The 22,730-nt window shown below is 68.3% G+C and carries 22 protein-coding genes; 16 read left to right on the top strand and 6 right to left on the bottom strand.

Annotated elements, in window-relative coordinates; genetic code table 11:
- Positions 1-444 precede the first annotated feature (444 nt).
- The 12 genes from J2X20_RS22640 (at position 445) to J2X20_RS22585 (ending at position 12,307) form a co-directional block, all read left to right on the top strand.
- On the top strand, positions 445-1,836 hold the full coding sequence (locus J2X20_RS22640; RefSeq protein ID WP_310269865.1) for a hypothetical protein: 1,392 nt from the start codon (positions 445-447) through the stop codon (positions 1,834-1,836).
- Positions 1,837-1,897: 61 nt separating this feature from the next.
- Entirely contained in the window at positions 1,898-2,398 is a 501-nt protein-coding gene (gene gspG / locus J2X20_RS22635) for a type II secretion system major pseudopilin GspG (protein ID WP_310269862.1), read from the top strand.
- A gap of 12 nt (positions 2,399-2,410) precedes the next feature.
- Positions 2,411-2,839 (top strand): prepilin-type N-terminal cleavage/methylation domain-containing protein, encoded by a 429-nt coding sequence (locus J2X20_RS22630; protein WP_310269860.1) that lies wholly within the window; start codon positions 2,411-2,413, stop codon positions 2,837-2,839.
- The gene (locus J2X20_RS22625; protein WP_310269858.1) at positions 2,730-3,317 is read left to right on the top strand and encodes a type II secretion system protein; all 588 of its coding nucleotides are present in this window, start codon (positions 2,730-2,732) and stop codon (positions 3,315-3,317) included. The genes J2X20_RS22630 and J2X20_RS22625 overlap by 110 nt, the downstream gene beginning before the upstream one ends.
- Positions 3,314-4,009: a PulJ/GspJ family protein gene (locus J2X20_RS22620; RefSeq protein ID WP_310269855.1), complete on the top strand. Its 696-nt coding sequence runs from the start codon at positions 3,314-3,316 to the stop codon at positions 4,007-4,009. Before J2X20_RS22625 ends, J2X20_RS22620 begins: the two co-directional genes overlap by 4 nt.
- A complete protein-coding gene (locus J2X20_RS22615; protein ID WP_310269853.1) occupies positions 4,006-4,998 on the top strand; it encodes a type II secretion system minor pseudopilin in 993 nt (330 codons plus the stop codon). The genes J2X20_RS22620 and J2X20_RS22615 overlap by 4 nt, the downstream gene beginning before the upstream one ends.
- Positions 4,925-6,274, top strand: a complete 1,350-nt coding sequence (locus J2X20_RS22610) for a hypothetical protein (RefSeq protein ID WP_310269851.1) — start codon at positions 4,925-4,927, stop codon at positions 6,272-6,274. Before J2X20_RS22615 ends, J2X20_RS22610 begins: the two co-directional genes overlap by 74 nt.
- Positions 6,274-6,879 carry a GspMb/PilO family protein gene (locus J2X20_RS22605; protein ID WP_310269848.1) on the top strand — a complete coding sequence of 202 codons (606 nt, stop codon included), beginning with the start codon at positions 6,274-6,276 and terminating at the stop codon, positions 6,877-6,879. The genes J2X20_RS22610 and J2X20_RS22605 overlap by 1 nt, the downstream gene beginning before the upstream one ends.
- 20 nt (positions 6,880-6,899) lie before the next feature.
- Positions 6,900-7,319, top strand: coding sequence for a hypothetical protein (locus tag J2X20_RS22600; RefSeq protein ID WP_310269847.1), 420 nt, complete (start codon positions 6,900-6,902; stop codon positions 7,317-7,319).
- Positions 7,312-9,417 (top strand): secretin N-terminal domain-containing protein, encoded by a 2,106-nt coding sequence (locus tag J2X20_RS22595; protein WP_310269844.1) that lies wholly within the window; start codon positions 7,312-7,314, stop codon positions 9,415-9,417. Before J2X20_RS22600 ends, J2X20_RS22595 begins: the two co-directional genes overlap by 8 nt.
- Complete coding sequence (locus tag J2X20_RS22590; protein ID WP_310269841.1) at positions 9,414-11,108, top strand: GspE/PulE family protein; 1,695 nt, start codon at positions 9,414-9,416, stop codon at positions 11,106-11,108. The genes J2X20_RS22595 and J2X20_RS22590 overlap by 4 nt, the downstream gene beginning before the upstream one ends.
- Positions 11,108-12,307: a type II secretion system F family protein gene (locus J2X20_RS22585; protein ID WP_310269839.1), complete on the top strand. Its 1,200-nt coding sequence runs from the start codon at positions 11,108-11,110 to the stop codon at positions 12,305-12,307. The genes J2X20_RS22590 and J2X20_RS22585 overlap by 1 nt, the downstream gene beginning before the upstream one ends.
- Here the strand turns inward: J2X20_RS22585 and J2X20_RS22580 are convergent, their stop codons facing one another.
- Genes J2X20_RS22580 through J2X20_RS22570 form a run of 3 tightly spaced genes read right to left on the bottom strand, consistent with a single transcriptional unit; the run spans position 12,308 to position 15,521 of the window.
- Positions 12,308-13,345, bottom strand: coding sequence for a sulfotransferase family protein (locus J2X20_RS22580; RefSeq protein WP_310269836.1), 1,038 nt, complete (start codon positions 13,343-13,345; stop codon positions 12,308-12,310).
- On the bottom strand, positions 13,342-15,306 hold the full coding sequence (locus J2X20_RS22575; protein ID WP_310269833.1) for a sulfatase family protein: 1,965 nt from the start codon (positions 15,304-15,306) through the stop codon (positions 13,342-13,344). The genes J2X20_RS22580 and J2X20_RS22575 overlap by 4 nt, the downstream gene beginning before the upstream one ends.
- Entirely contained in the window at positions 15,303-15,521 is a 219-nt protein-coding gene (locus tag J2X20_RS22570; RefSeq protein WP_310269830.1) for a hypothetical protein, read from the bottom strand. The genes J2X20_RS22575 and J2X20_RS22570 overlap by 4 nt, the downstream gene beginning before the upstream one ends.
- 178 nt (positions 15,522-15,699) lie before the next feature.
- Here J2X20_RS22570 and J2X20_RS22565 point away from each other — a divergent pair, with 178 nt between their 5' ends.
- From J2X20_RS22565 to J2X20_RS22555, 3 genes are read left to right on the top strand one after another with little or no spacing between them, the layout of a single operon-like run.
- Positions 15,700-16,971, top strand: a complete 1,272-nt coding sequence (locus J2X20_RS22565; RefSeq protein WP_310269827.1) for a flippase — start codon at positions 15,700-15,702, stop codon at positions 16,969-16,971.
- Between the two features lie 40 nt (positions 16,972-17,011).
- Positions 17,012-17,932 carry a glycosyltransferase family 2 protein gene (locus J2X20_RS22560; RefSeq protein ID WP_310269822.1) on the top strand — a complete coding sequence of 307 codons (921 nt, stop codon included), beginning with the start codon at positions 17,012-17,014 and terminating at the stop codon, positions 17,930-17,932.
- 2 nt (positions 17,933-17,934) lie between these two features.
- Positions 17,935-18,975: a glycosyltransferase gene (locus J2X20_RS22555; RefSeq protein WP_310269820.1), complete on the top strand. Its 1,041-nt coding sequence runs from the start codon at positions 17,935-17,937 to the stop codon at positions 18,973-18,975.
- Positions 18,976-18,978: 3 nt separating this feature from the next.
- Here the strand turns inward: J2X20_RS22555 and J2X20_RS22550 are convergent, their stop codons facing one another.
- Together J2X20_RS22550 and J2X20_RS22545 are read right to left on the bottom strand one after the other, a co-directional pair.
- Positions 18,979-19,644, bottom strand: a complete 666-nt coding sequence (locus tag J2X20_RS22550) for a polysaccharide deacetylase family protein (protein ID WP_310269818.1) — start codon at positions 19,642-19,644, stop codon at positions 18,979-18,981.
- Positions 19,641-20,519, bottom strand: coding sequence for a hypothetical protein (locus J2X20_RS22545; RefSeq protein ID WP_310269815.1), 879 nt, complete (start codon positions 20,517-20,519; stop codon positions 19,641-19,643). Before J2X20_RS22545 ends, J2X20_RS22550 begins: the two co-directional genes overlap by 4 nt.
- Positions 20,520-20,611: 92 nt before the next feature.
- Between J2X20_RS22545 and J2X20_RS22540 the strand changes: the two genes are divergently transcribed.
- Positions 20,612-21,511, top strand: a complete 900-nt coding sequence (locus J2X20_RS22540) for a dTDP-4-dehydrorhamnose reductase family protein (RefSeq protein ID WP_310269813.1) — start codon at positions 20,612-20,614, stop codon at positions 21,509-21,511.
- On the opposite strand, the gene J2X20_RS22535 is transcribed toward J2X20_RS22540, so the two are convergent.
- Positions 21,504-22,730 (bottom strand): glycosyltransferase family 4 protein, encoded by a 1,227-nt coding sequence (locus tag J2X20_RS22535; protein WP_310269809.1) that lies wholly within the window; start codon positions 22,728-22,730, stop codon positions 21,504-21,506. The two genes, J2X20_RS22540 and J2X20_RS22535, sit on opposite strands and share 8 nt — an antisense overlap.

Here is a 22,730-nt window from a genome sequence, read left to right as displayed (position 1 = left end):
GGGCGAAAGGGGCGAAGTCTAGCCGTTGGACGCTGCGCATTGACCCTGAGCCCTACCTGCCGACGCGGGTGCCGGCATGGTGAGACACCGTAACAAAGTAACGCTTCCAGTGCGTTTGCTGTAATCGGCATTTGTTGAGGCGGAGACGCAACATCGACGGGAAAACCCCGACTTTTCGTTCACTGCCGTGTGTAGGCGCAGCAAATTCGTCTGCTATGCTGCCCGCCAACCTGCTTGGTAACGTCTATCTTCATAAGGCGCATCCATGTGGGGGAGGTGAGAAGGACCCTCATAGTCGACGCAGTGGTTGCCGTATTGGTGGCTGTTGCGGCCCGGGCAACAGGGCAGAGCAATCATCCAGTGCGGCGTGCTGGTGGGTGTCCCAATCACTACTACCAACGTTTTGATCCATTGTTGCAACAACGATCCGGAGAATTGATCAATATGAAGAGCTTCACTTGCAAGGCCCTCGCTGTGGCGGCCGCCGCAGCTTGCGGTACGTCCGCTTTCGCGGGCTCCCTGGCGGTCACCAAGCGCAATTTCGCCTTGGAAGCCATCACCAACACGACGGCCGTCACGCTTCCCGACCTGGCTCTGACCATCGGTGTGGCTCGTACGGCTGCTCAGGACTTCACTGTGGTGGTGAAGCCCGTTTCGGCGACCACGAAGTTCAACGGTACCTGCCCTCTGCCCACGAACGTGGTCGGCGGCGGCGGTGCTGTGACCGTGAGCCTGAAGCGCTCCGGCGCGACCGAGTGCGCATACGAAGTTGACGTGACGACCGCCTTCGCTGCCAACGCAGCCGTGCTGACGTTCAATGGCCTCGTGTTCTCGAACCACTCGCTGGCTACCGAAGGCACCACCGAGAGCGTGTCCGTCGGCGTGTTCGAGCTGAGCGAGAACGCCCGCATCGACAACTCCAACGACCTGACGAACGTGGTGGCTCAGAGCTACCGCGCCGTGACGCTGGTTGCCAACCAGGACACCGGCACTTCCGCTGACGTGCTGTTCAACGCCGGCAACAGCCCGCTGTTCGGCTTCATCGCCCAGAACGGTGACTCCACGACCGTCGCCGAAGCCAACTTCGTCGTCAACGTCAACGGCTCGCTGACCAACGCTGGCGGCACCGCCTTCGACGCCAAGGTCGACGTTTCCAAGATCACCTTCACGGTGACCGGCGACCAAGACGGCCTCGACGTGGCCAACGCTGTTGTGAACGTCAACCTGGGCGGTACGGTTGTGAACCCGACCGTTGTTGCTGCCGGTAACGGCGCTACGGCCACCATGGTGTTCAACGCTGTCGGCACGGCTTTCAACTCGACGGGCAACACGGTCGTCCAGGTGAACCTGAAGACCGCAGCGACGAAGTCCCTGGGCACCTCGCGCACCTTCGGCGTCTCGGCAGTGGTTGATCCCCAGCTGACCGGCGTGGCTGACCAGTCCTTGGCTGGCAACGCCAACTGGTGGGTCTGGACGGCGAACGCCATCGAGCTGCGCTCGGCGTTCTTCAACAACGACGACACCAACGGCAACCTGACCCGCTTCTTCTTCCAGAACGTCGGTACCGCTGCAACCTACAGCGCAACCTGCCAGGCTGAAGCAGGCGTGACGGTGACCTACGGTGGCGCTCGCAACGGCACGCTGGTGTCCGGCACGACGGCCATCACCGCCAAGGACATCTGCACGTTCAGCACCGGCAAGCGTGGTTCGATCACCTTCACGATCAACTCGTCGGCTGCCAAGGTCAAGGGTGTCTACCAGCAAGCCATCAACGGCGCCGCTGCTGGCTACATCCCCCTGGAGCGTCCGTACAACAACGCCAACCCGACTCTGTAATTGCCATACCGCTTCGGCGGTTTGCAATAGAGAGCAAGGGCGCCTTCGGGCGCCCTTTTTCATGGGCTGTCATCTCTTAAACTGCAGCTCACTGCGACACGGCAAAACCATGAATCGAATTTCTCTGGCTTCTCGGGGACGGCCGAGCGGCTTCACCCTTCTGGAAATGTTGGTGGTTCTGACCATCATCGGCTTGATCGCCGGCTTGGTCGGGCCGCGGCTTTTCAAGAAGGTGGATCAGGGGCGGGTGACCACGGCTACCACCCAGATCAAATTGCTGCGCGGTGCCGTCGAGAATCTGCGGCTCGATATCGGTCGCTATCCGACCGCCCAGGAGGGGTTGTCCCTTCTGAACAAGGCCCCCACTGATCCGGCATTGGCGCCCCGCTGGCGCGGCCCCTATCTCGACGAGGCGGTGCCGCTGGATCCCTGGTCCCATCCCTTCCAGTACACGCTTCCGGGCCGGGATGGCCAGCCCTTCGCGCTTTACTCCCTTGGCGCTGATGGCCAGCCGGGCGGCGAGGGCGACGGGGCGGACATCGGCGTGCTGCCGGCCAACTGAAGCAGGATCTCATTGTCGGCATTGGCATTCGCCGGCCGCCACGAAGAGGGGGCGGCTCGCCCCCGCCACGGTGGCTTTACCCTGCTCGAACTGCTCGTCGTGCTCGCACTGATGGCGTTGGCTGCGGGGATCGCGGCCCCGCGCGCCGTCGGCTGGCTCGACGCAGCGCGGGAGCGGGGCTGGCGCGACGACTTTCGCAGCTATCTCGAGGCGCTGCCGGTCCGAACCTTTCTGAAGGGCGAGGCGCTGACACTCGAGGCCAAGGACCTGCTTCAGGCCGTGCCCGGCGCACCGGACGAGACTGAAATCTACCTGCCCAAGCCGCTGGGCTATGACGCGCTGGGCGTGGCCTCGGGCGGTACCTTGGTCCTCAGCCGGGGCAAGCTCAAGGAAACCTGGCGCATCGAAGCCATCACGGGCAAGGTCAGGGAAGGAGGCTGAGGTGCGGCGCAGGCTTCGTCGCGGCGCGCGCGGTTTCACTCTCATGGAAGTCGTCGTCGCCTTGGTCATCCTGGCGACCTCGGGCCTGATGCTGTTCGCCTGGGTCAACCAGAACCTGCAGACCGCAAGCCGCCTGCGGGACGCCCAAGCGCGCGCGCAGCTGCAGCTCGAAGGCGTGAGCTGGCTGAGGTTGGTGAATCCCGCCCGGCAGCCGCAAGGCGAGCTTCGACAGGGTGAGCTGCAACTCAGCTGGACTTCGACGCTGGTGGAGCCGTCGCGCAATGAATTCGATCTGGGCGGCAACCTGGTGCCCCGATGGGAGCTCGGGCTCTACCGCATCCAGGCCACGCTGAAGCAGGGCGAGACCGGCCCGCGCGTGAGCTGGGAGCAGCTGGTTGCCGGCTGGCGGCCAGCGAATGTCAGTCTTGCCACCCCCGCGCCGTTCGCTTCGCCGGGCGGCAATGGAGGTCGTCCATGAAGCCGCCGCGGGCGTCACGGCGCGCAAGCCGCGGCTTCACCCTCGTCGAGATGATCGTCACGCTGGCGTTGATGGCCATGATTGCCACCGTGCTTTGGCAGGCGATGAGCCAGATTTCGCGCGTGGAGCGGCTGCTCCAGCGTTCCGGCGTGGACGGCCAGCTCGATCTGGTGCGACGTGAATGGTTGCGCAGCCTGGTGCAGACGGCGTTGGTCGAGCAGATCGGCGCACCTCGCCAGTTCGTTGGCGATGCGCAGCAGCTGCGCCTGGCGAGCAGCGAGACGCTGGCGCTGCCGGGAGCGGCAACCGGTCAGATCGTCCAGCTTCAGTTCATCGCCGATGCCACGACCCGGCGGCAGAGGCTGTTGATCGTCGATGCCAAGGCCGCGGCCACGATTGCCATCGAGGAAGTGCGGCCTGTGGAGTTGATGAGCTGGACGGGCCGCGAGGGGCGCTTCCGCTATCTCGACGGCGCGGGCGTCTGGCAGGACCAGTGGCCCATCGCCCAGTCCGCACCGGCATCCAGCGGTGACCCAGATCTGGATTTCCGGCGCGATCTCCAGGCATCGCTGCCGCGGCTGCCGCGTGCGGTCTGGATCGACCTCGGTCCGGAACTGGGTGGCCCGCTGGTGGCGGAGATCAGCACCACCATGCCCGGCCGACCCCGGCTGGCTCAATGGGAGCGCCAATGAAGCGTCGGGCGCACCAATCGGGCTATGTGCTGTTGATGGTGCTCGGCGTGCTGGCCGTGATGGCCTTCGTCGTGCAGCGGTTCGCCCAACGCAATGATGACCTGCGTCGCAATGCGCTGGACTTCCAGCAATACGCTGACGGCCAGGCCGCAGTGTCGGGGGCGTTGGCGGCGACGCTTTACTGGAACGCTACCCGGCCGCTGCAGCCCACCGGTCGGGGCGATGCGGCGCTGCAACTGCGCGAGGACGGTCGGCCCTACAAGGTCGACAACGGTGCCTGGGTCCAGCTTCAGGATGTACGTGGACTGCTGTCGGCCAACGGCGCCCCACGCGCGGTGCTGCAGGCGCTGCTGGTGCAGGACGGCGTGACGGTGACGCGCGCCCAGGCCATGATCGATGTGCTTGACGACTACATCGATACCGACAACCTCAAGCGCCTGAACGGCGCCGAACGCGGCGAATACCAGGCGCTGGGCCTGCCGGGGCCACGCAATGATTGGCTGCTGAGCCTGCGCGAACTGCAGGTCATGCCCCTGTGGCGGGACGATCCCGCGCGGTTGGCACGCTGGAGCAGCTGGCTGTCTTCCGATCCCGGGCACCTGTTCAACCCGGCCACGGCGCCGCCGGCCACGCTGCGCGCCACTTTCCCGACGGCCCCTGCGGCCCAGATCGACCAGATCCTGCAATTGCGCGCCCAGGACCAGCTGCGCGACCTGCGGGTCGCAAGCGCCGTTCTCGGATTGCCAATGGCCGAGGAGGACTACATCCTCTCGGTGGGCAACGATGCCCGCATCACGCTCTGGTCGCCGGGTCTGCCGATGGCCCTTGAGTACAATGCGCGTTTGACGCCCGCAGGGGAGCTTGGCCCGTGGGTCATCACCGAACAGCACAGCACGAAGCGGCTCAATCCCCTTGATGAAGCTCCCCGCGCTCTCGCGTTTCCTCTCGCCACGAACGCCCAACGCGCCGCCAGCAGCGTGGCGCCTTGAGGGCTTCGACCCGACCCCGACTCCGCACCCCTGGGCGCGTACGCCGCTGTTGCTGCCGCGCAGCCGCTGCCGCCTGCGCTGGTTCCGGTTGCAGGGCATTCCGGCGCCGGAGCGACTGGGAGCGTTGAGGCTGCAGGTCCAGGCGTGGCGGCCCTTCGATCACACCGCCGCACGGCTGGTCGTCCAGGGCGAGCAGGGCTTGGCGATCGCCTGGGACGAGGCGGTCCTTCATCAAGACGCGCTTGCGGCTGGCTTGCCCCCCGAGCGTTGTCAGCTGCTGTATGAAAGCTTCTCGCAGGCAGGCGGCGCCGACGGTCTACGATTGCTGCGCAATGTCGAGGGCTATGAGGCCCAGCAATGGCAAGAAGGGCAGTTGGTCGCCAGCCGTTGGTGGCCCGAGGCCTTGTCGGAATCGGATTGGCAGGAGTTCGTCCGTGCCTGCGGCGCCAGCCGTGACGGAGTGACCGTGCCGATGCCGGAGCCGCAGACGCCTCTGGCGGCCGTCACGCCGTGGGCCAGGCACTTTCCCCTGCATCCCTCGGCCGACGCGGAGCGGGGGCCGGAGCAACGTCTCGTGCTGCTGGGCGGGCTGGGTCTCTTGTTGGGCGTCGGTGTGATGGCCCACCAGTGGTGGGACGCGCACAGCCAGGAGCGCCGCCTGACCCAGCAGGTTGCTGACCTGAAGGCCAGCGCACGCCCCGTCTTGGCCGCGCGCGACGCGACGATGGCGCAGATGGCTGAAGTCGAGAAGCTGGCAAGCTGGTTCGCCGCACCGCAGCCGGTGGATGTGCTGGGCTACCTGAACGACACGCTGGCGCGTCTGAATGTCCAGATCAAGGAGCTCGAGCTCGAGGGCGACAAGCTCAGGCTCGCGCTCCAGCTCGGCCCCAACACCGGGCGCGCCAACGTCGTGAAGGAATTGCAGGCGGGTGGCTGGTTCACCGACGTGACCGAAGTCCGCGCCGACAACGCCAGCAACCTGCTGGTCATGGACATGCGCATCCGCGGTGCGCTACCGCCGGTGGTTGCAGCGGCAGAGCCCGCCGCACCGCTGCCGACCGCTGGCGTCGCGGCCGCGCCGGCTGCTGCCACTGCCCCGGCGACGGCACCGGCGATCTTGCCGGCACCCGCGCCGGCGCCCGCAGCCGCACCTCGGGCGGCTGTACCGACCCCCCCCCCAAAGGGACCGCCGCAGCCCACCAAGCCCATCGTCGCCAAGCCGGACGCGAACGGCCTGCCGCCGTCCTCGGTGTTCGACGCCATCCCCAACCGCTGATGAACCGCGACGCTCTGCTTTCCTCCTGGACCCAGTTGCGCGAGCAATGGGCCGAGTCGCGCCTGGTCCGGCTGGGCGCCTGGCTGGGCTTGGCCCTGCTCAGCGTCTACCTCGTGCTCGCCGGCTTCGATGCTGCCGATGCCTCACTGGAGCGCAGCCGCGTGCTGGCCACCGAGGTGGCGCGTCTGCAGGCCCTGTCCAAGGAGGCGGACTGGTCGCGTCGCAGTCAGGAAGTTGCCGGTCTCAAGGCCGCCTACGAGACCACCGTCTGGGCCGACCCCGATCTGGCGCTGACGGAGGCAGGCCTGCAGGACTGGCTGCGCAATACCGCCCAACGCCTGGGCCTCAAGGTCCGTGAGATCACGCTGGTGCGCGCCGAGCCGGGCGCCAAGCCGGTGAATGAATTGCCGCCCGGCTATGTGGTGTTGCAGGCGCGGATCAGTGTCGAAGTGCAGCGCGCCCCCCTGTTCACCTTGCTGGCCGAGATGGCCGCGCAGGAGCGTCGCATGGTCGTCGAGCGCTTCACGATGAAAGGTGCTGTGCAGCCCGCCGTGGCCGAGATGCAGTTGCGTGTACTCGCGCGTCCCGGGGGCAAGCAGTCATGAACAAAGCCGCGCCCTGGCTGATGGCCGCAGCCGCCCTGGCTCTCGGATGGCTGTTGGCGCCCGCCGCAGAGCCGGAGCCGGCCCTGGTCAGCGCCCGCCGCGACGCCTGGCAACTGCCTGAACTCCCGCGGAGATCGGACCAGGCCGCCAAGGCCATCGGGCTGGCGACGTCGCCGATCTTCGAGCCCGAAGCGGCGGCGCTGGCCGCGGCGGCGGCGGCGAAGGCCGAGGACAAGCGCTGGCGCGTGGCCGGCATCTTCGGACGCGGCAATGAGAGAAAAGTGCTGATCATGTTTGTCGCGGCTGGCAAGGTGCCGTTGCGCCTGGCCGTGGGCGACAAGGTGCCCAGCGGTGAGCCCATCACCCGCATCCAGGACGGCGAAGTGCTGATCCGTGTCGGCAACAAGCAGGTTCCGCTGGGAGCTGATTACCGTGAATGAAAACCGAATGTTCCTGACGCCGCGACCGATTGCCCTGGCAGCCGGTGCGTTGCTCGCCCTCGGCGGCTGCGCACCGCTGGTGCCTCAACTGCCCAAGCCGCTGCCGCTGGCCAGCATCACCACCGAGGCTGCGCCTCAGGCGGATGGCAGCAACCGGGTCGGCACGCGCGTGAGCACCGGCCCCAGGGCGCCGGAAATCGAAGCGCCGAAGTTGGCGGTCACGGCGCCGGTGAGCCAGCCCCAGGACGAAGTCGTCGCAGCGGTCAACCTTGCCCAGGTCGCCCTGCCCACTTTCATCCAGGTCGTCTATGCCGACGTGCTGAAAAAGAACGTCAGCGTCGACCCCGCAGTCATTGCGCGGCCCGACCTCGTCACCTTCAAGACCGGCAATGGTCAGACGGCGGCCCAGGTCGAAACCGCCGTGCGCCTGCTGCTGAAGAGTTATGGCCTGTCGGTGATCGAGGCCGGCGGCCTGGTGCGTGTGGTGCCCGACAACGCCAACCTGGGTGACCTGCCCGGGATCCGCTATGGCGCGGCCCTCCCCGAGGTGCCGGCGTCGCTGCGCCCCATCTTCCAGCTCATCCCTCTCGAATCGGTACGCCAGGTCGATGTTGGCAACTGGCTGCGCACGCTCTTCGGCGATCGCGTCAAGGTGCAGGAAGATTCGACCCGCAACGCGGTGCTGATCAGCGGCAATCCCGACAACGTCAAGGCCGCGGTTGAGGCGCTGGCGGTGCTCGACCAGCCCGCGCTCAAGGGGCGCACCAGCCTGACGCTGACGCCGGCCTTCTCCTCTGCCGATGAACTGGCGCGGCGTCTCGCCGAGGTGCTGGCCGCGGAGGGCTATGCCGTGCACCCGGTCGGTTCGCCTGTCTCCCATGGGGGCATCCGCAACCCCATCATCCTGCTGCCGGTCTCGAGCCTGAACCAGGTCTTCGTGTTTGCAGCGGGTGAAAAAGTCGCAGCCCATGTCGCCGAGTGGGCCAGGACGCTGGACAAGCCCAACGAGCGCGGCATCGGCAAGAACCTGTTCACCTACGCCGTCAAGCACAAGGACGCCGAGCAGTTGGCCTTCACGCTGGAGCGCGTGCTGGGCGGCGGCGGCACCGTCGCCAGCACGCCCGCCTCGACAGCGGGCGGTGCATCGACGGCTGCGACGCCTGCCGCAAGCGCGTCCGGCCGGACCAGCGTGGTGGTCGACAAGGCCACCAACACGCTGATCTTCCAGGTCAACCCGGAGGAGTTCGGGCAGATCTCCGCGCTGTTGCAGAGCCTGGACAAGCCGACCAAGTCCGCCCTCATCGAAGTGACGGTGGCCGAGCTGAAGTTGGACAACAACGCGCAGCTTGGCGTGCAATGGCTGACCGACCACGTGCAGGCGAACGGCGGCGGCTACAAGGTCTCGGCGGGCTCCAGTTCGGGCGGTACGGGCTTCAACTTCTCGATCCTCAATGGTGCCGGGGCGGCCCGTATCGCCATCGACGCGCTGGCCAACGACACCCGCGCCACCATCCTGTCCAGCCCGCGGCTGATGGCGCGCAACGGCGAAACGGCGCTGATCCAGGTCGGTGACGAGGTGCCGGTGTTGAGCTCGCAGATCGGCACCAACACCGGTACGGGCGGCACCGCCGGCCAGCTGCTGGCCACCTACCAGTACCGTTCGACGGGCGTCATCCTGAAGATCAAGCCGGTCATCCATTCGGGTGACCAGATCGATCTCGACATCTCGCAGGAGGTCAGCCAGCCCCTGTCCAGCGCCGCGGGCAGCGGCACCACCCCGACCATTTCCACCCGCAAGGTCGAAACCAAGCTCACCCTGCGCAATGGCTCCACCATGCTGCTGGCGGGCCTGATCGACGGCACCGCCTCGGATGTTGGCAGCGGCGTGCCCTTCCTCAAGGACATCCCGTTGCTGGGCAACCTGTTCAAGAGCCAGGTGGTCAAGAAGTCGCGCCGCGAGATGATCATCCTCATCACGCCGTATATCGCCAACGATTCCGTCGAGGCCGAGGCCATCACCGAGAGCTTCCGCAAGACCCTGGGTGACTGGGCCCGCATGCCTGCGGCCGACAAGGGCAGCGACACGCCGAAGCCATGACCGCTGCCACCGCCCCGGGCCTGATCGGCGAGCTGCTGCTCAGCCGCGAACAGATCCGCGCCGACGACCTGAACGCGGCGCTGCGCTTCCAGGCGGAGCAGGGCGGCCGCATCGGCGCGGTGCTGCTGCGCATGGGCGCCATCACGGCCGAGCGCCTGTATGCCGCCCTGTCCGAGCAGCTGGGCATGGGCTGGCTGCGCTTCGACGAACTCGACGAAGCCGCGATGCGCTCGGCCCTGCAGGAACTGGGCGGCCGCGCCACCCAGCTGCTTCGGCTCGGCGTGCTGCCCTGGCGCGACGAGGCGGGCTGGCAGCTCGCGAGTGCCGACCCGCTGGAGGCCGAGGTGCGCGAGTTTGCGCAGGCCCAGCCCGAACTCCGCGCCGCGCGCTGGTGGCTGGTCGCGCCGGACGATGCCCAGCGCTGGACGCAGCGCCTGCAACAGGGCGACCTGGCGATGCAGGCGCTGGACGAGCGCGCCCTGCGCGAGATGGCCGAGGACGCGCCCGTCATCGCCTGGGTCAACAACCTCATCGCCCAGGCCGTCGAGTCGCGCGCCTCCGACATCCACCTGGAGCCCGGCGAACGCGAGTTCGAGGTGCGCCTGCGCATCGACGGCCAGCTGCACACGCGCCTGGCCCTGGGCATGGACCGCTACCCGGCCGTCGCCTCGCGTATCAAGCTGATCGCCGGCGTCGACATCGCCGAGCGCCGCCTGCCGCAGGACGGCCGCATTTCCACGCGCGCCGCCGGCGCCGAGATGGACGTGCGGGTGTCGTCCATCCCAGCCGTCTATGGCGAGTCCATCGTCATGCGCCTGCTGCCCAAGAAGCGCGCCGACCTGACGCTGGAGCGCCTGGGCCTGCGGCCTTCGCAGCTGCGCCAGTTCAAGCGCTGGCTGGGCCTGGCCAACGGCCTGGTGCTGGTGACCGGCCCGACCGGCGCCGGCAAGAGTACGACGTTGTATTCGGCCCTGGCCGCCACCAACGACCAGACGCGCAAGATCCTCACCGTCGAGGACCCGGTCGAGTTCCGCCTGCCCCAGGTCATCCAGGTGCAGGCCCAGCCCGAGATCGGCTATACCTTCGCGCGCGCGCTGCGGGCCTTCCTGCGCCACGACCCGGACATCATCATGGTCGGCGAAATCCGCGACCGCGAGACGGCCGAGATCGCCATCCAGTCGGCACTGACCGGCCACCTGGTGCTCGCGACCCTGCACACCAACGACGCGCCGTCGGCCGTGACGCGCCTCGTCGACATGGGCGTCGAGCCCTTCCTGGTTGGCGCATCCCTGCGCGCCGTCATGGCCCAGCGCCTGGTGCGCCGGCTCTGCGAGGCCTGCGCCGCGCCCACCGATGAAACCCCGACGCTCGGCGACGCCGAACTGGCTCTGGCGATTGCCGATGCGCGTGGCGAGGAAGGTGGCGGCGACCTGCCGCGCTGGCGCCGCCACGTCGGCTGCCCGGCCTGCCAGAACACCGGCTTCAAGGGCCGGGTCGGTATCTACGAGATGCTGGATGTGGGCAGCGAGATGCAGCACGCCATTGCCCGCGAGGTGGGTCTGCCCGAACTCGTCGCCATGGCGCGTCAGACCGGTTATCGCTCGCTGGCCCAGGAAGGTGCCCTCAAGGTGGTGCAGGGTGCGACGACGCTGGATGAAGTGCTGCGTGCCGTCGGCACGGCCGAGAGCTGATGCGCTTCGACTACACCGCACGCGACACGGCCGGCCAGCCCCACAGCGGCCAGCTCGAAGCGGCCGACCAGGCCGACGCGATGTCCAAGCTCGCGGCCCAGGGCATGACGCCCGTCAGCCTGCAGGCGCGCACGGCGGCGCCGCCGCGGCGTGCGGCCGCCCGCAAGGCCAATATCAAGCTGGCAGATCAGGTCGTGCTGCTGCGCGAACTGGCCACCCTGCTGGCGGCCGGCGTCAACCTCGGCGACGCCCTGCCCAGCCTGGCTGAAGCCTATGAAGGCCAGCCCCTGGGCCTGCCCCTGGCGCAGATGGAAACCCTGGTGCGCGGTGGCGGCCGGCTGTCGGATGCGCTGCGCATCGAGGCCCTGCGCATGCCGGTCTATGTCATCGCGCTGGCCCAGGCTGGCGAGGCCAGTGGCGATATCGCCCGCGCTCTGCAGGAGTCGGCCGAGCAGATGGAGCTGGCGCGCAAAGCCAACGAGGATCTGCGCAGTGCGCTGATCTACCCGAGCGTGCTCGTCGGTGCCGGCTCGCTGGCTGTGTTCTTCATCTTCGTCGGCGTCGTGCCGCGCTTCGCCAACCTCATCCGCGGCAGCCGCCAGGTGCCCGAGCTGTCGCGCTGGGTCATCGAGTCGGGCGTCTATGTGCGCGGCCATCTCTTCGAGGCCCTGCTCATCCTCGCGGCCCTTGTGGCCCTCATCGTGACCAGTCTGTCACGCGAATCCACCCGCCAGGCCCTGCTGCAGATGCTGCAGCGCGTGCCCGTCGTCGGCCCCTGGCTGGTGCAGGCCGAGATCGGCCGTTGGGCCACGGTGCTGGGCAGCCTGCTGTCCAACCGCGTCCCGGTGCTGACGGCCATGGAGCTGGCCCAGAACGTCATCCGCCTCAACGTGCTGCGCGCGGGCCTGGAGCGGGCCACCAAGGGCCTGCAGCAGGGCCAGACGCTGAGCGCCGGCCTGGAGAGCCAGGCCTGGTTCCCGCGTACCCGGCTCAACCTCATCCGGGTCGGCGAGCGTTCCGGCGAGCTGCCCAAGATGCTGCTGGCCCTCGGGCACAGCCAGCGCGACGCGGCCGCCGTGCTGCAGCGGCGCATGCTGGGGCTGATCGAGCCCATCGCCATCATCATCATCGGTGGCGTCATCGGCGTCGTCATGGTGGCCGTCATGATGGCCATCACGAGCTTCGACACGCTGGTCTGATCAACCGCCCTGCGCGGCATCGAGGGCCGCAACGCCGGCGGTGGCCGACGCCGGTACCGGCTGCTCGTAGTGCTCGATGCGCCCCTGGCGGGTCCGAGCCAGAGCCGCTTCCAGTGCTGCCCCGGGGGCGGGTTGCAGACCCAGCTGCTGCATCACCTGTGCGACGACGGCCTGCGGATCGGCGGCGAGCGTCGTCTGCTCGACGGCGATCCAGCGTTGCGGCGGCAGCTCCGCCTGCAACTGCTTGAGCACCTGGGCGCAGCCCTGCAGCGCCGTACCCAGGAAGGCGTCCAGGCCGTCGGCGCTGCCTGCCATCAGCCGGTGCTCCGCGAACATGGCCTGCCACATCTTGCGATTGGAATGGAAGACGGTCGCGGCATCCCGCACCATCCACACGACCTGGGCCTCGGGAAAGCGTCTCAGCAGCGCCGGCAGTCGGAAGCTGTGGTTGGGCGACTTGAGGATCAGCCGCCGGCCGGCTTGGCCGCTGGAGGCGAGCACACCGGCCATGAAGCGCTCGAAGCGCGGCAGCCACTCGGCTTCATGCTCGCTCCAGTAGCGCGGGTCCAGCGTGTGCAGCAACTCGGGCAGGCGCTCCGGCATCAGGAAGCCGCGGTAGGCCGAGTCCACACCCAGGGTCAGAAGCGCGAACTCGTCTTCCTGCGGTGACAGTGCACTGATCTCCAGGCCATCCATGGGGCGCGCCACGCCGATGCTCTGCGGCGGCGCTGGCAGCAGCTGGAAGGCGGTGGCATTCATGCATTGCCAGGTCAACGGCGTCGGCCAGGCGGTGGCGGCCGTCAGCAGTTCGTGCATGACGGTCGTGCCGCTACGCCAGGGGCCGACGATGAAGAGGGGCGGCGCCAGCGGTGGGGCCTGGACAACGCGGGCCTCGCTCAGGCGCCGGTTCAGCGTTGCCCAGGCGCTGCGCCAGCGCAGCTGTGCACGCGTGCCCAGACCCAGCGACGGCCAGCCGGCGCCCGCACGCAGCCAGGCCAGCAGCTCGGCATCGAAGCTGTGCAGGGGGCTCGTGCTCATGGCTTGTCGAACTGCGCGGCGCGCTTCTTCTCGGCTGCAGCGAGACGCTGCTCCAGCAACTGGCGCAGCCGCGCCGCCGTGGCGGCGTCGGTGGCGCTTAGATCGCGGCGCTCGTGCGGGTCGGCGGCCAGGTCGTAGAGCTCGGTCTTGTTGGCGCCGAGATCCAGCACCAGCTTGTGCGGGCCGTCGATGACGGCGTAGTGGCCGGCTCGCAAGGGGCGGAAGCGGCTTTGCTGCTCCATGGCCATGGAGAAGACGGGCTGCTGTGCCAATTCATCGCCCTGCAGCGCCGGCTTGAGGCTGCGTCCGTCGGCTGCGGGCGGCGGCGGCAGGCCGAGCACGTCGGCGACAGTCGGCACCACGTCGGCCAGGCTGACCGGCGTGTGCACCACGCGACCGGCCTTCTGCCCCGGCAGCTTGATGACCAGGGGCACGCGGATGACAGCCTCGTGCAGCCACTCGCCGGCATGGCCGAGATAGCCGCGCTCGAAGGACTCGCCATGGTCGGCCGTGATGATGACCATGGCGCCGTCCAGCTTTCCCCGGCGGTCCAGTTCATCGAGGAAGCTGCCCAGCGCCTGATCGGCACCCATGATGGCCTCGCGGTAGCGCAGCCGGTGCTTGTCGATCAGGGCCTGCTGGTCGGGCACGTAGCGCGTCATGCCCAGCAGTTGCGACCAGCGATCGAGTTCGCCCTGCGGCAGCAGCTTGTACTTGGTGCTGGGCGGCGGCAGATAGGGGTCGTGCGGCGGCAGGGTGTGCAGCCACATGAACTGCGGGCGCTGGCCTTGCGCGGCCCGCTCGAGCAGCGCGCGCGCCGCCTGGTAGGTGTGTTCCGGCGCGAAGGGGCTGCGCTCGGGAAAGAGGTGCACGTCCAGCGTGTCCAGCAGCGGGATCAGGCCGGACAGCCAGAAGGGCAGGGTGGTATCCGGGAAGGCGCTCAACGCCACGCGCGGCTTCAGGCCCAGCGACGGCGAGGGCGAGATGGTCTGCGTCGTGTACTCGTCGTCGCTGCCGTGATGGCGGGGGCTGGCCATCAGGTTGGCGCTGATCGAATGGGCCTCGTAGCCCTGGGCGCGCAGCTGGCTCGCGAGCGTCTGGCCATGCATGCCGAGCGCCATCTTGGCGACGATCTGCACGCCCCAATGCGTCCAGGGCAGGGCGCCGGTCTCCATCGTTGCGGTGCTGGGCGTCGTGAAATTGCTGCTGGCGTAGTGGCGGTCGAAGCAGCTGGCGCGGGCCGCCAGCGCGCGCAGCCGCGGCATCGTCGTCGGGCCATCGCCGCAGACGGCGGCGTCCTCTGCCGCGAGGGTGTCGATGGTGATCAGGTAGACGTCGGGCCGCTTGGCGCCGACGGGGCCGCTGGCCGGCGGCGTCAGCGTCATCAGGCGCGGCGGGTGCAGCAGCAGCCACACCGCCGCAGCGCCGAGCAGCAGCAGGGCCGGGCCATGCAGGCCGCGCAGCAGCGCCGCCATGCGCGCCAGCAGCCGGGACAGGCGCTGCCCACGCAGCAGCAGCACCGAAATCGCCAGCAGCGCCACGAGGGCCAGCAGGCGGCCGGTGGCGGTCAAGGTCAGGGCCGATCCCGTCACCTGGCTCAGCCAGGCCCGGCTGGCGGAACCGAACTGCCAGACGCACAGCCAGGCCAGCGGCAGCAGCAGGACGGACCAGGCAACCGTGCGCGCCGCAGCGGCCGACCTCAGCCGCGCCACCAGCGCCTGGACGCCGAGGGCGAGCAGCGTGAGCAAGGCGGCGGGCAGCGTCAGCAGCAGCAACGCCAGGGCCACGTCGCGGCCCAGTTCCCCCGGTGTCTGGAAGCCCAGGAAGGCATCCACCTGGCGCAGCAGCACCCAGGGCATCCACAGCAGACCCAGGGCCGCGAATGCGGTGCAGAAGCACGCCGCGAAGCGTGCTGGAGGCAGTTCGGGGGCGGAGCGTGCGGCGTCGACGCCGGCCTTCATTCAGCGCCGCGCCCGGTCAGCTTGCGCCAGATGCGGCGCGCCACCGCGCTGATCCACTGGCGCAGGAACAGCCAGACGCCGACGATGCCCGCGAAGACCGGGGCCAGCAGCTGGAACAGCATGCCGCCGGCGTTGGGATCGATATAGGCATGCGCGGGCAGGCTGATCAGCGCCAGGCACAGGGCCGTGCAGAGCAGAGGGAGGGACGGCTTCATGTCGGGTTCTTCAAGGGCCCGGATCGGCCGGGCGCCATCGCCGTCCCGCTTGCGGGAAGGCCAGCAGCGGATTTTAGGATGCCGCCCGAGGGCGGCCGGCCCGCCCTGCCGCCGGGTGGCAGCACCGGGGGCCGACCTACAATCCCGCGCCACTTCGGCGACCTCCTGCCCGCACTTCTTGAAGCTCGCCAAGCACACCCTCCTCAATCTGCTGGGACTGGGTGCGCCGCTGCTGCTGGCGCTGTTCTCAATCCCGGCGCTGATTCAGGGCCTGGGCGCCGAGCGCTTCGGCTTGCTGACCCTGGTCTGGGCGGCGACCAGCTATTTCGGACTGTTCGACCTTGGCCTGGGCCGGGCGCTCACGCAGCAGCTGGCGGTGCTGCTGGACCGGCGCGATGAGTCGGGTGTCGGCCCGCTGTGCGCTACGGCGCTGCTGCTGATGGCAGCGTTCGGTGCTGTCGCCGGTCTGGCCATGATCGCGCTGGCGCCCTGGGGCGTTGACCTGCTGAAGGCGGTGCCCGACCGCTCCGAGGTCATCGGCGCCTGCGTCGTGATGGGGCTGTCATTGCCCTTTATCGTCGTCACGGCGGGCTTGCGCGGCATGCTGGAGGCCTGCCATGCCTTCGAGGCATTGAATGCCGTGCGCCTACCCATGGGGTTGTGGACCTTCGCCGCGCCCTGGGGAGTGCTGCACTGGCACGGCCCCGACCTGCTCGCCATCACGATCGCGCTGGCGCTGGGCCGTCTGCTCGGCTGCGTCGTCCATGGCTGGCTGGCCTGGCGTGCGCTGCCGCAGTTGCGCGGTCGGCTGGCTTGGCAGGTGCAATGGCTGTCGCCGCTGCTGAAGTCCGGCGGCTGGCTCACCGTCAGCAGCATCGTCAGCCCCTTCATGGGCTATGTCGACCGCTTCCTGATCGGTGCGCTGCTGTCGGCCGCTGCGGTGGCGTATTACGCGACGCCGCAGGAACTCGTCACCAAGCTGTGGATCGTGCCGGGCGCGCTGACGGCCGTGCTGTTCCCGACCTTCGCGGCCCAGGTGGCGCGCCGGGACGCCGCGGCATGGGCCCTCTACGACCGGGCCGTCCGCTGGCTGCTGGTGCTGCTGCTCCCCATCACGCTGGCGTTGGGCCTGTTCGCTTCGCCGCTGCTGACGCTCTGGATCGGCGCCGATTTCGCGCGGCACAGTGCGCCCATCCTGCAGGTGTTCGCCGTGGGCATCCTCATCAACTGCCTGGCTCATGTGCCGTTGACCTGGCTGCATGGCGCCGGGCGGTTCCGCGCGCCCGCTTTGCTGCATTGCGCGGAGCTGCCGCTGTTCCTGGCGGCGCTGTGGCTGCTGACTGTGCACTGGGGGCTGATGGGCGCCGCGCTGGCCTGGCTGGGCCGCATGGTCGTGGATGCGGCGGCCTTGTTCTGGCTCTGCGGGCAGGCGCGGCGCGCATCCGTTTGATGGGGCGCTGCCTACAATCCGCGCGCTTCTCTCGCCCCTCATGCCCCTGCCCGTCGTCTCCATCGTCACCCCCGCCTACAACCAGGGCAATTTCCTGCGGGCGACCATGGAGAGCGTGCTGGCGCAGGACTATCCGGCGCTGGAATACCTCGTCATCGACGATGGATCGAGCGATGACAGCCTGACGGTGGCCCAGGCCGTGGCGGCAGAACACCCCGGCCGCGTGACGGTGCTGACCCAGCCCAATGCCGGCCAGGCGGCGACGCTGAACAAAGGCTGGGCGATGGCGCGGGGTGAGATCCTGGCCTACCTGAGCTCGGATGACCTGCTGTGCCCCGGCGCGGTTCGCACCATGGTGGAGACGCTGCAGGCACGCCCCGAACTGGGCGTGGCCTACTGCGACTGCTGGTTGATCGATCCGAACGGCCGGCGCGTCCGGCCGCATCAGGCCGAGGACTTTGACGTGCAGGCGATGCAGGTGGGCCTGGTCTGCCACCCGGGGCCTGCCACCTTCTTCCGGCGCGAGGTTTTTGAGACGACCGGGGGCTGGGACGTGCGGCGCCGGCAGGTGCCGGACTTCGAGTTCTGGTTGCGAGCTTCGCGTCGATATGGCTTTGCCCGCGTACCGCAGCGCCTGGCGGAATACCGTATCCATGAGGGGTCTGCCTCCTTCCAGATCATGTCGCCCGAGCGGGCGAACGAAATCGTCGCCGTCGTCGAAGGCTTCTGGCGAGACCACGACGGGGCACCGGATGCGCGCCGCTCGTTGGCCCGGGCTTTCAGCATTGCCGCCAGGAACCATGCCCAGGCGGGCCGGCCCCTGGATGCGTTGCGCGGCCTGTTCAGGGCGTTGGGACTGCGGCCCGCCCTGGTGTTGGAACCGGGCCTGTGGCGGCAGATGCTGGTGGGTTTCACGCGGCGCCTGTATTACCGCAGCCGCGCGACTTTGCGTCGCACCTGAACATGGTCACGCTCCCGGCCCCGCTCATCCTGTATGCCCCCAATGTCCACACCGGCGGGGGGCTGGTGCTGCTGCAGGAACTGCTGGATGCCTGGCCGTCGCAGGCCGCGCTGGTAGCCTGGCTGGACGGCCGCGCGCGCGCGCAGTTGCGTCTGCCCGCGGGGGCCGACGTGCAGTGGGTGCAGCCCACGCTGGCGTCGCGCTGGCGTGCCGAGGTCGGCCTGGCCGCAACGGTGGGTCGGCACCGGAGGGTGCTGTGCTTCCACGGGCTGCCGCCCCTGCTGGCGCGGCCGGCGGCAACCTTGCTCTATCTGCAGAACCGCAACTATCTTGGCGGCGTGCCTTTGCATGAGTACGGCTGGAAGGTGAGGCTGCGCAACCGGGTCGAGCAATGGATCAGCCGCTGGTGGCGTTCGCGGGTGGACTGCTACTACGTGCAAAGTCCCACCATGGCGCGGGCCTTGCGCGCCTGGTGGCCGCAGGCACCGCAGCGGATGTTGCCGTTGACGGCGCGACCGTCCGAACCCGCGCCGGCGGCCCCGCTGAAGCGCTGGGATTTCGTCTACGTGGCGGACGGCCAGCCCCACAAGAACCACAGGCGGTTGGTGGATGCCTGGCGCCTTCTGGCGGCAAAGGGCATCAAGCCCAGCCTCGCGCTGACCTTGACGGAGCGCGACGCAGTGCTGCGTGAAGCCCTCCTGGCCACCGCGAGGGCGGAGGGCCTCAACATCCAGAACCTGCCGCCCATGAAGCATGCCGAGGTTCAGCAGCTCTACGCCGATGCCCGCGCCCTGGTCTTCCCTTCGCTGGGGGAGTCGTTTGGACTGCCCCTGGTCGAAGCCGCCGCGGCCGGCCTGCCGGTGATTGCCGGCGAGCGCGATTTCGTGCGGGACATCTGCACCCCGGTCGAGACTTTCGATCCGGAGTCGCCCATCTCCATCGCTCGCGCAGTGCGCCGCTTCCTCGGCCAACCAGAGCCCGTGCTGCGACCCCTGGATGCCGCCGAGTTCCTGCGCGAGATCGACGGCGGTCCGCCTCGTTGAGGTTCAGCTGCGGTAGAGGTGCTGCAGCACGCCCTTCAGGACGCTGGGAAGGACGGTGTTGCCAAACTCGGAGTGCCGGCGGTTGTAGAGATCGGCGTGACGCGTGGGCGCCAGCCGGTTGTCGGACAGATAGATGCGGCGGTAGTACTGCTTCGCCACGGGGATGACGTTGGAGGTCGCGCTGTCCACCCGGCCGAACGGCACGGCGAAGGAGTCGGTCTTGATGCCCAGGCGCTGGTGCAGCAGGTGGATGGACGACTCATGCTGATCCCCCATTTCGGCGGCCGACATGGCATTGAAGTCGGAATGGTCGTTGCCGTGCAGGCCCAGTACATGGCCTTTTTCGTGCAGCCGGCCGATCTGGTCCCAGCTCAACAGCCGGGCGCCGGCGTTTTGGAGCTTTCCCTGCACCGACGCGGTCTGGCCGGCGGAATATTGATCGACCAGCTGCGGGCAGATGAAGAACCGGAAGTGGACGCCAAAGTCGCCGCGCAGCCTTGCGTCGATGGCCAGCAGATCCTGGAGGCCATCGTCGAATGTCCACAGCAGCGGCAGCAGGGCGTTGCAATGGCGGTCCTCGTTCTCGTCGCTGGCAGACGCGAAGGCGCGTGAGGCCAGCTTCATCAGGCCAGGGTTGTAGGCGCTCAGGACATGCCCGTTGAGAATCATGTCAGTCCAAAGGTGTCGAATTCCAGGAACTCGAACGAGGTCTCGCCGAATGAGAACTTCGAATCGGCGCCCAGCAGGCGGCCGCTGAAATTCAAGGCCCACTTCCTCAGGCTGAACGAGCTGAACAGCTGGGCGGTTTCCGAGTCTTCGGTGGCGTAGGTCAGCAGGAACCAGCCGCCGCACAGGGAGGCCAGGCGGCACATGGTCCTGAAGCGGTCGAGCCAGCCCCGGTGCCTTCGGCTTCTGACCAGGCCGATCTTGGCGAAGGCGCCGCGGCGATAGGCGACGAAGAACAGGTCGCGCTGGTCGTGGCAGATGTACCCGGCTTGCTGGCTGAATGCCCTGGCCTGGGCGTCGAGTCCCGGCTCCTTGCGAAGCGATGAAGTCTCGGGGCGCAGAAGCAACAGAAACGCCAGGTGCGCCAGCTTCAGTAGCGGGACGGGAAGCGGAACGAGGTAGCGGTAGGTCGCCCTGGACTTGTTCCAGCCGAGTGCGCGCTCTCGCAGTGGTTCGCTTCGGCGGGTCGGCAACCCGTAAACGCAGTCATAGCCGCGATCGGCCAATTCACGGTAGAAGGATTCGCCGATCTGGCGCATCAGCGCCCCGCCTCGCGCCTGCGGCGATATCAAGGTGTCGATGGACTGGACCGCCTTCAGCGCTGGATTGCAGAGCAGCGGTTGGTCCAGGCCGAGATAGGCGCCCAGGATGTCGCCGGAGGAGTTGTCGACGCACACGCTGCCCAGCAGCTTGCCGCTCTGATGGGGCGGCGCCAGCTTTTGCCGGTACCAATTGGCAGAGCCGAAGCCGTTTTTCTCGTAGAACGCGATCAGCCGATCAAACGGGACGGTTCTGAGGTCGACTATCGAGTGGTCCATGTTGGCTTGATGCGCAGAGGGAATGCACTTTAGCCGCGTGCCGGCGGGTGGAACGCGATGGTCGATTCCTGCAGGTGAAGGACAATCGGCCGATGACAACGACGACATCCGACAGCGCATCGGCCAGGGCCCCGCAGCGGCTGCTGGTCATGGGAGCGAACGGCATGCTGGGCAATGCCGTGCTGCGCTGGCTGGCCGCCGACCCGAACTTCGAGGTCTTCGGCTCCGTGCGCCGGCCTGAAGCCGCCATGGCCTTGCGTGCCAGGATGCCGGGTGTCAATCTCGTCGAGAACGTGGACGCCAGCCAGGTCGCCAGCTTGCGCCGCCTGTTCGAGGACGTGAAGCCGCAGGTGGTGATCAACTGCATCGGCGTGGTCAAGCAGCTGGCCGGGGCCGACGATCCTTCCATCGCCATCCCCATCAATGCGATGCTCCCGCACCGCCTGGCCAGGCTCTGCCAGCACCATGGGGCGCGGCTGATCCACATCAGCACCGATTGCGTGTTTTCGGGCAGTCGGGGCGCCTACACCGAAGACGACGAACCGGATGCCGACGACCTCTACGGCCGTAGCAAGCTGATGGGCGAGGTCAGCCAGCCCTATGCGGTGACGTTGAGGACATCGATCATCGGCCACGAACTCCAGTCCGGGCACGGGCTGGTGGGCTGGTTCACCGCGCAAACCGGCGCCGTCAAGGGTTTCAGCCGCGCCATCTTCTCGGCGCTGCCGACGGTCGAACTGGCCCGGGTGATCCAGCAGCATGTGATCCCCCACCCGGAACTGAGCGGGACTTACCATGTGGGCGCCGAGGCGATCAGCAAATACGAGGTGTTGAGCTTGGTGGCGAACGAGTACGGCAGCCGGGCCGTGCTGCAGTCCGACGCCGACCTTGTCATGGACCGGTCGCTGATCTCGGACCGCTTCAATCGCGCCAGCGGCTACCAGCCCCCCTCCTGGCCGGAGCTGGTGCGCCGTATGCGCGAGTTCAGTTGATGCGGGTCGTGCCCAGCCATTCCTCCAGCTGATCGATCAGCGTCACGCGATCGAAATGCTGGCGGCAATACTCCCTCGCCCGCTGCCCCATTGCCGCGCGCTCCTGCGGCGCCGTGGCCAGCAGGCGCTGGGCCAGCGCCGCTAGCCTTGGGCCGTCGCCGGCCGGCGCCACCAGTCCGGCCCCGGCCTCCGTGATCACCTGCGCACCTTCGCCATCCAGCATCGCCAGCAGCGGCCGGCTGGCGGCCAGATAGGCGGCCACTTTGCCCGGGATGGTCATCGCAAAGATGGGCTCGGCTTTCAGCGACACCAGCAGGGCATCGGCGCCCATGAAGAACTCGGGCATGCGCTCGATGGGGTGGCGACCCAGCATGAAGACGGTGGTCTGCAGACTGCGTCGCTGGATCTCGGTGCGCAACCATTCCGCCTGGCGACCATCGCCGACGATCAGCCAGTGAATGTCGGGCCGCGCGCGAGTCGCCTCGGCGGCAGCCAGCAGGGCGGGGAAGTCCTGGGCGTCGCCGATGTTGCCGGCGAACATGACCTTGAAGGCCTCGGCGTGCGGCGCGAGTTCGGGCGCGACGGCGACGCCGCTCATGTCACCGTCGAAGATGGCTTCGGCCCACTGCGGGAAGTAGCGCGTCTTGGCCGGCGCGCGGGACCAGCGCTCGATGGCCGGGAAGAAGCTCCTCGACTGGGCCAGGATCAGGTCGCAGCGCTTGTAGATGAAACGCACCAGCGCGCCCACGGCGTTCAAGCCGAGCTTGGAACGGACCATGCCGACGGCGGCCAGCGTGTCGGGCCACAGATCGAGCACCCAGAGCAGCAGCGGCGCCCCCTTGATCCAGCGCAGCAGCACCGCGGGCAGGGCCGAGGTGATGGGGGAGGTCTCGAAGCAGAAGATGGCGTCGAAGCGCCGGCCCCGCAGCTTCCAGGGGCCCAGCAGGCAGCCCCAGAAGACGAAGCTCCAGTAGTTCAGCAACAGGCGGACCGAGCCCTGGCCGCGCGGGCGCAGCGGCAGGCGCACGACGTCGGCGCCGTGATAGCCGGCAAACGCGGCGGGGTCGGCTGCGTAGTCCTCGAAGACCTGGCCGCCCGGGTAGTTGGGCCGGCCGGTGAGGACCGTGACCTCGTGGCCGCGCGCGCGCAGCTCCGAGACGATTTCGTTGACGCGAAAGACCTCGGGCCAGAAATACTGGCTGACGACCAGGACGCGCAT

Origin of the sequence: Roseateles saccharophilus (genome assembly GCF_031458095.1) — a bacterium.
Lineage (GTDB): Bacteria > Pseudomonadota > Gammaproteobacteria > Burkholderiales > Burkholderiaceae_C > Pelomonas > Pelomonas saccharophila_A.
This window is presented reverse-complemented; position numbering and strand designations above follow the sequence as displayed.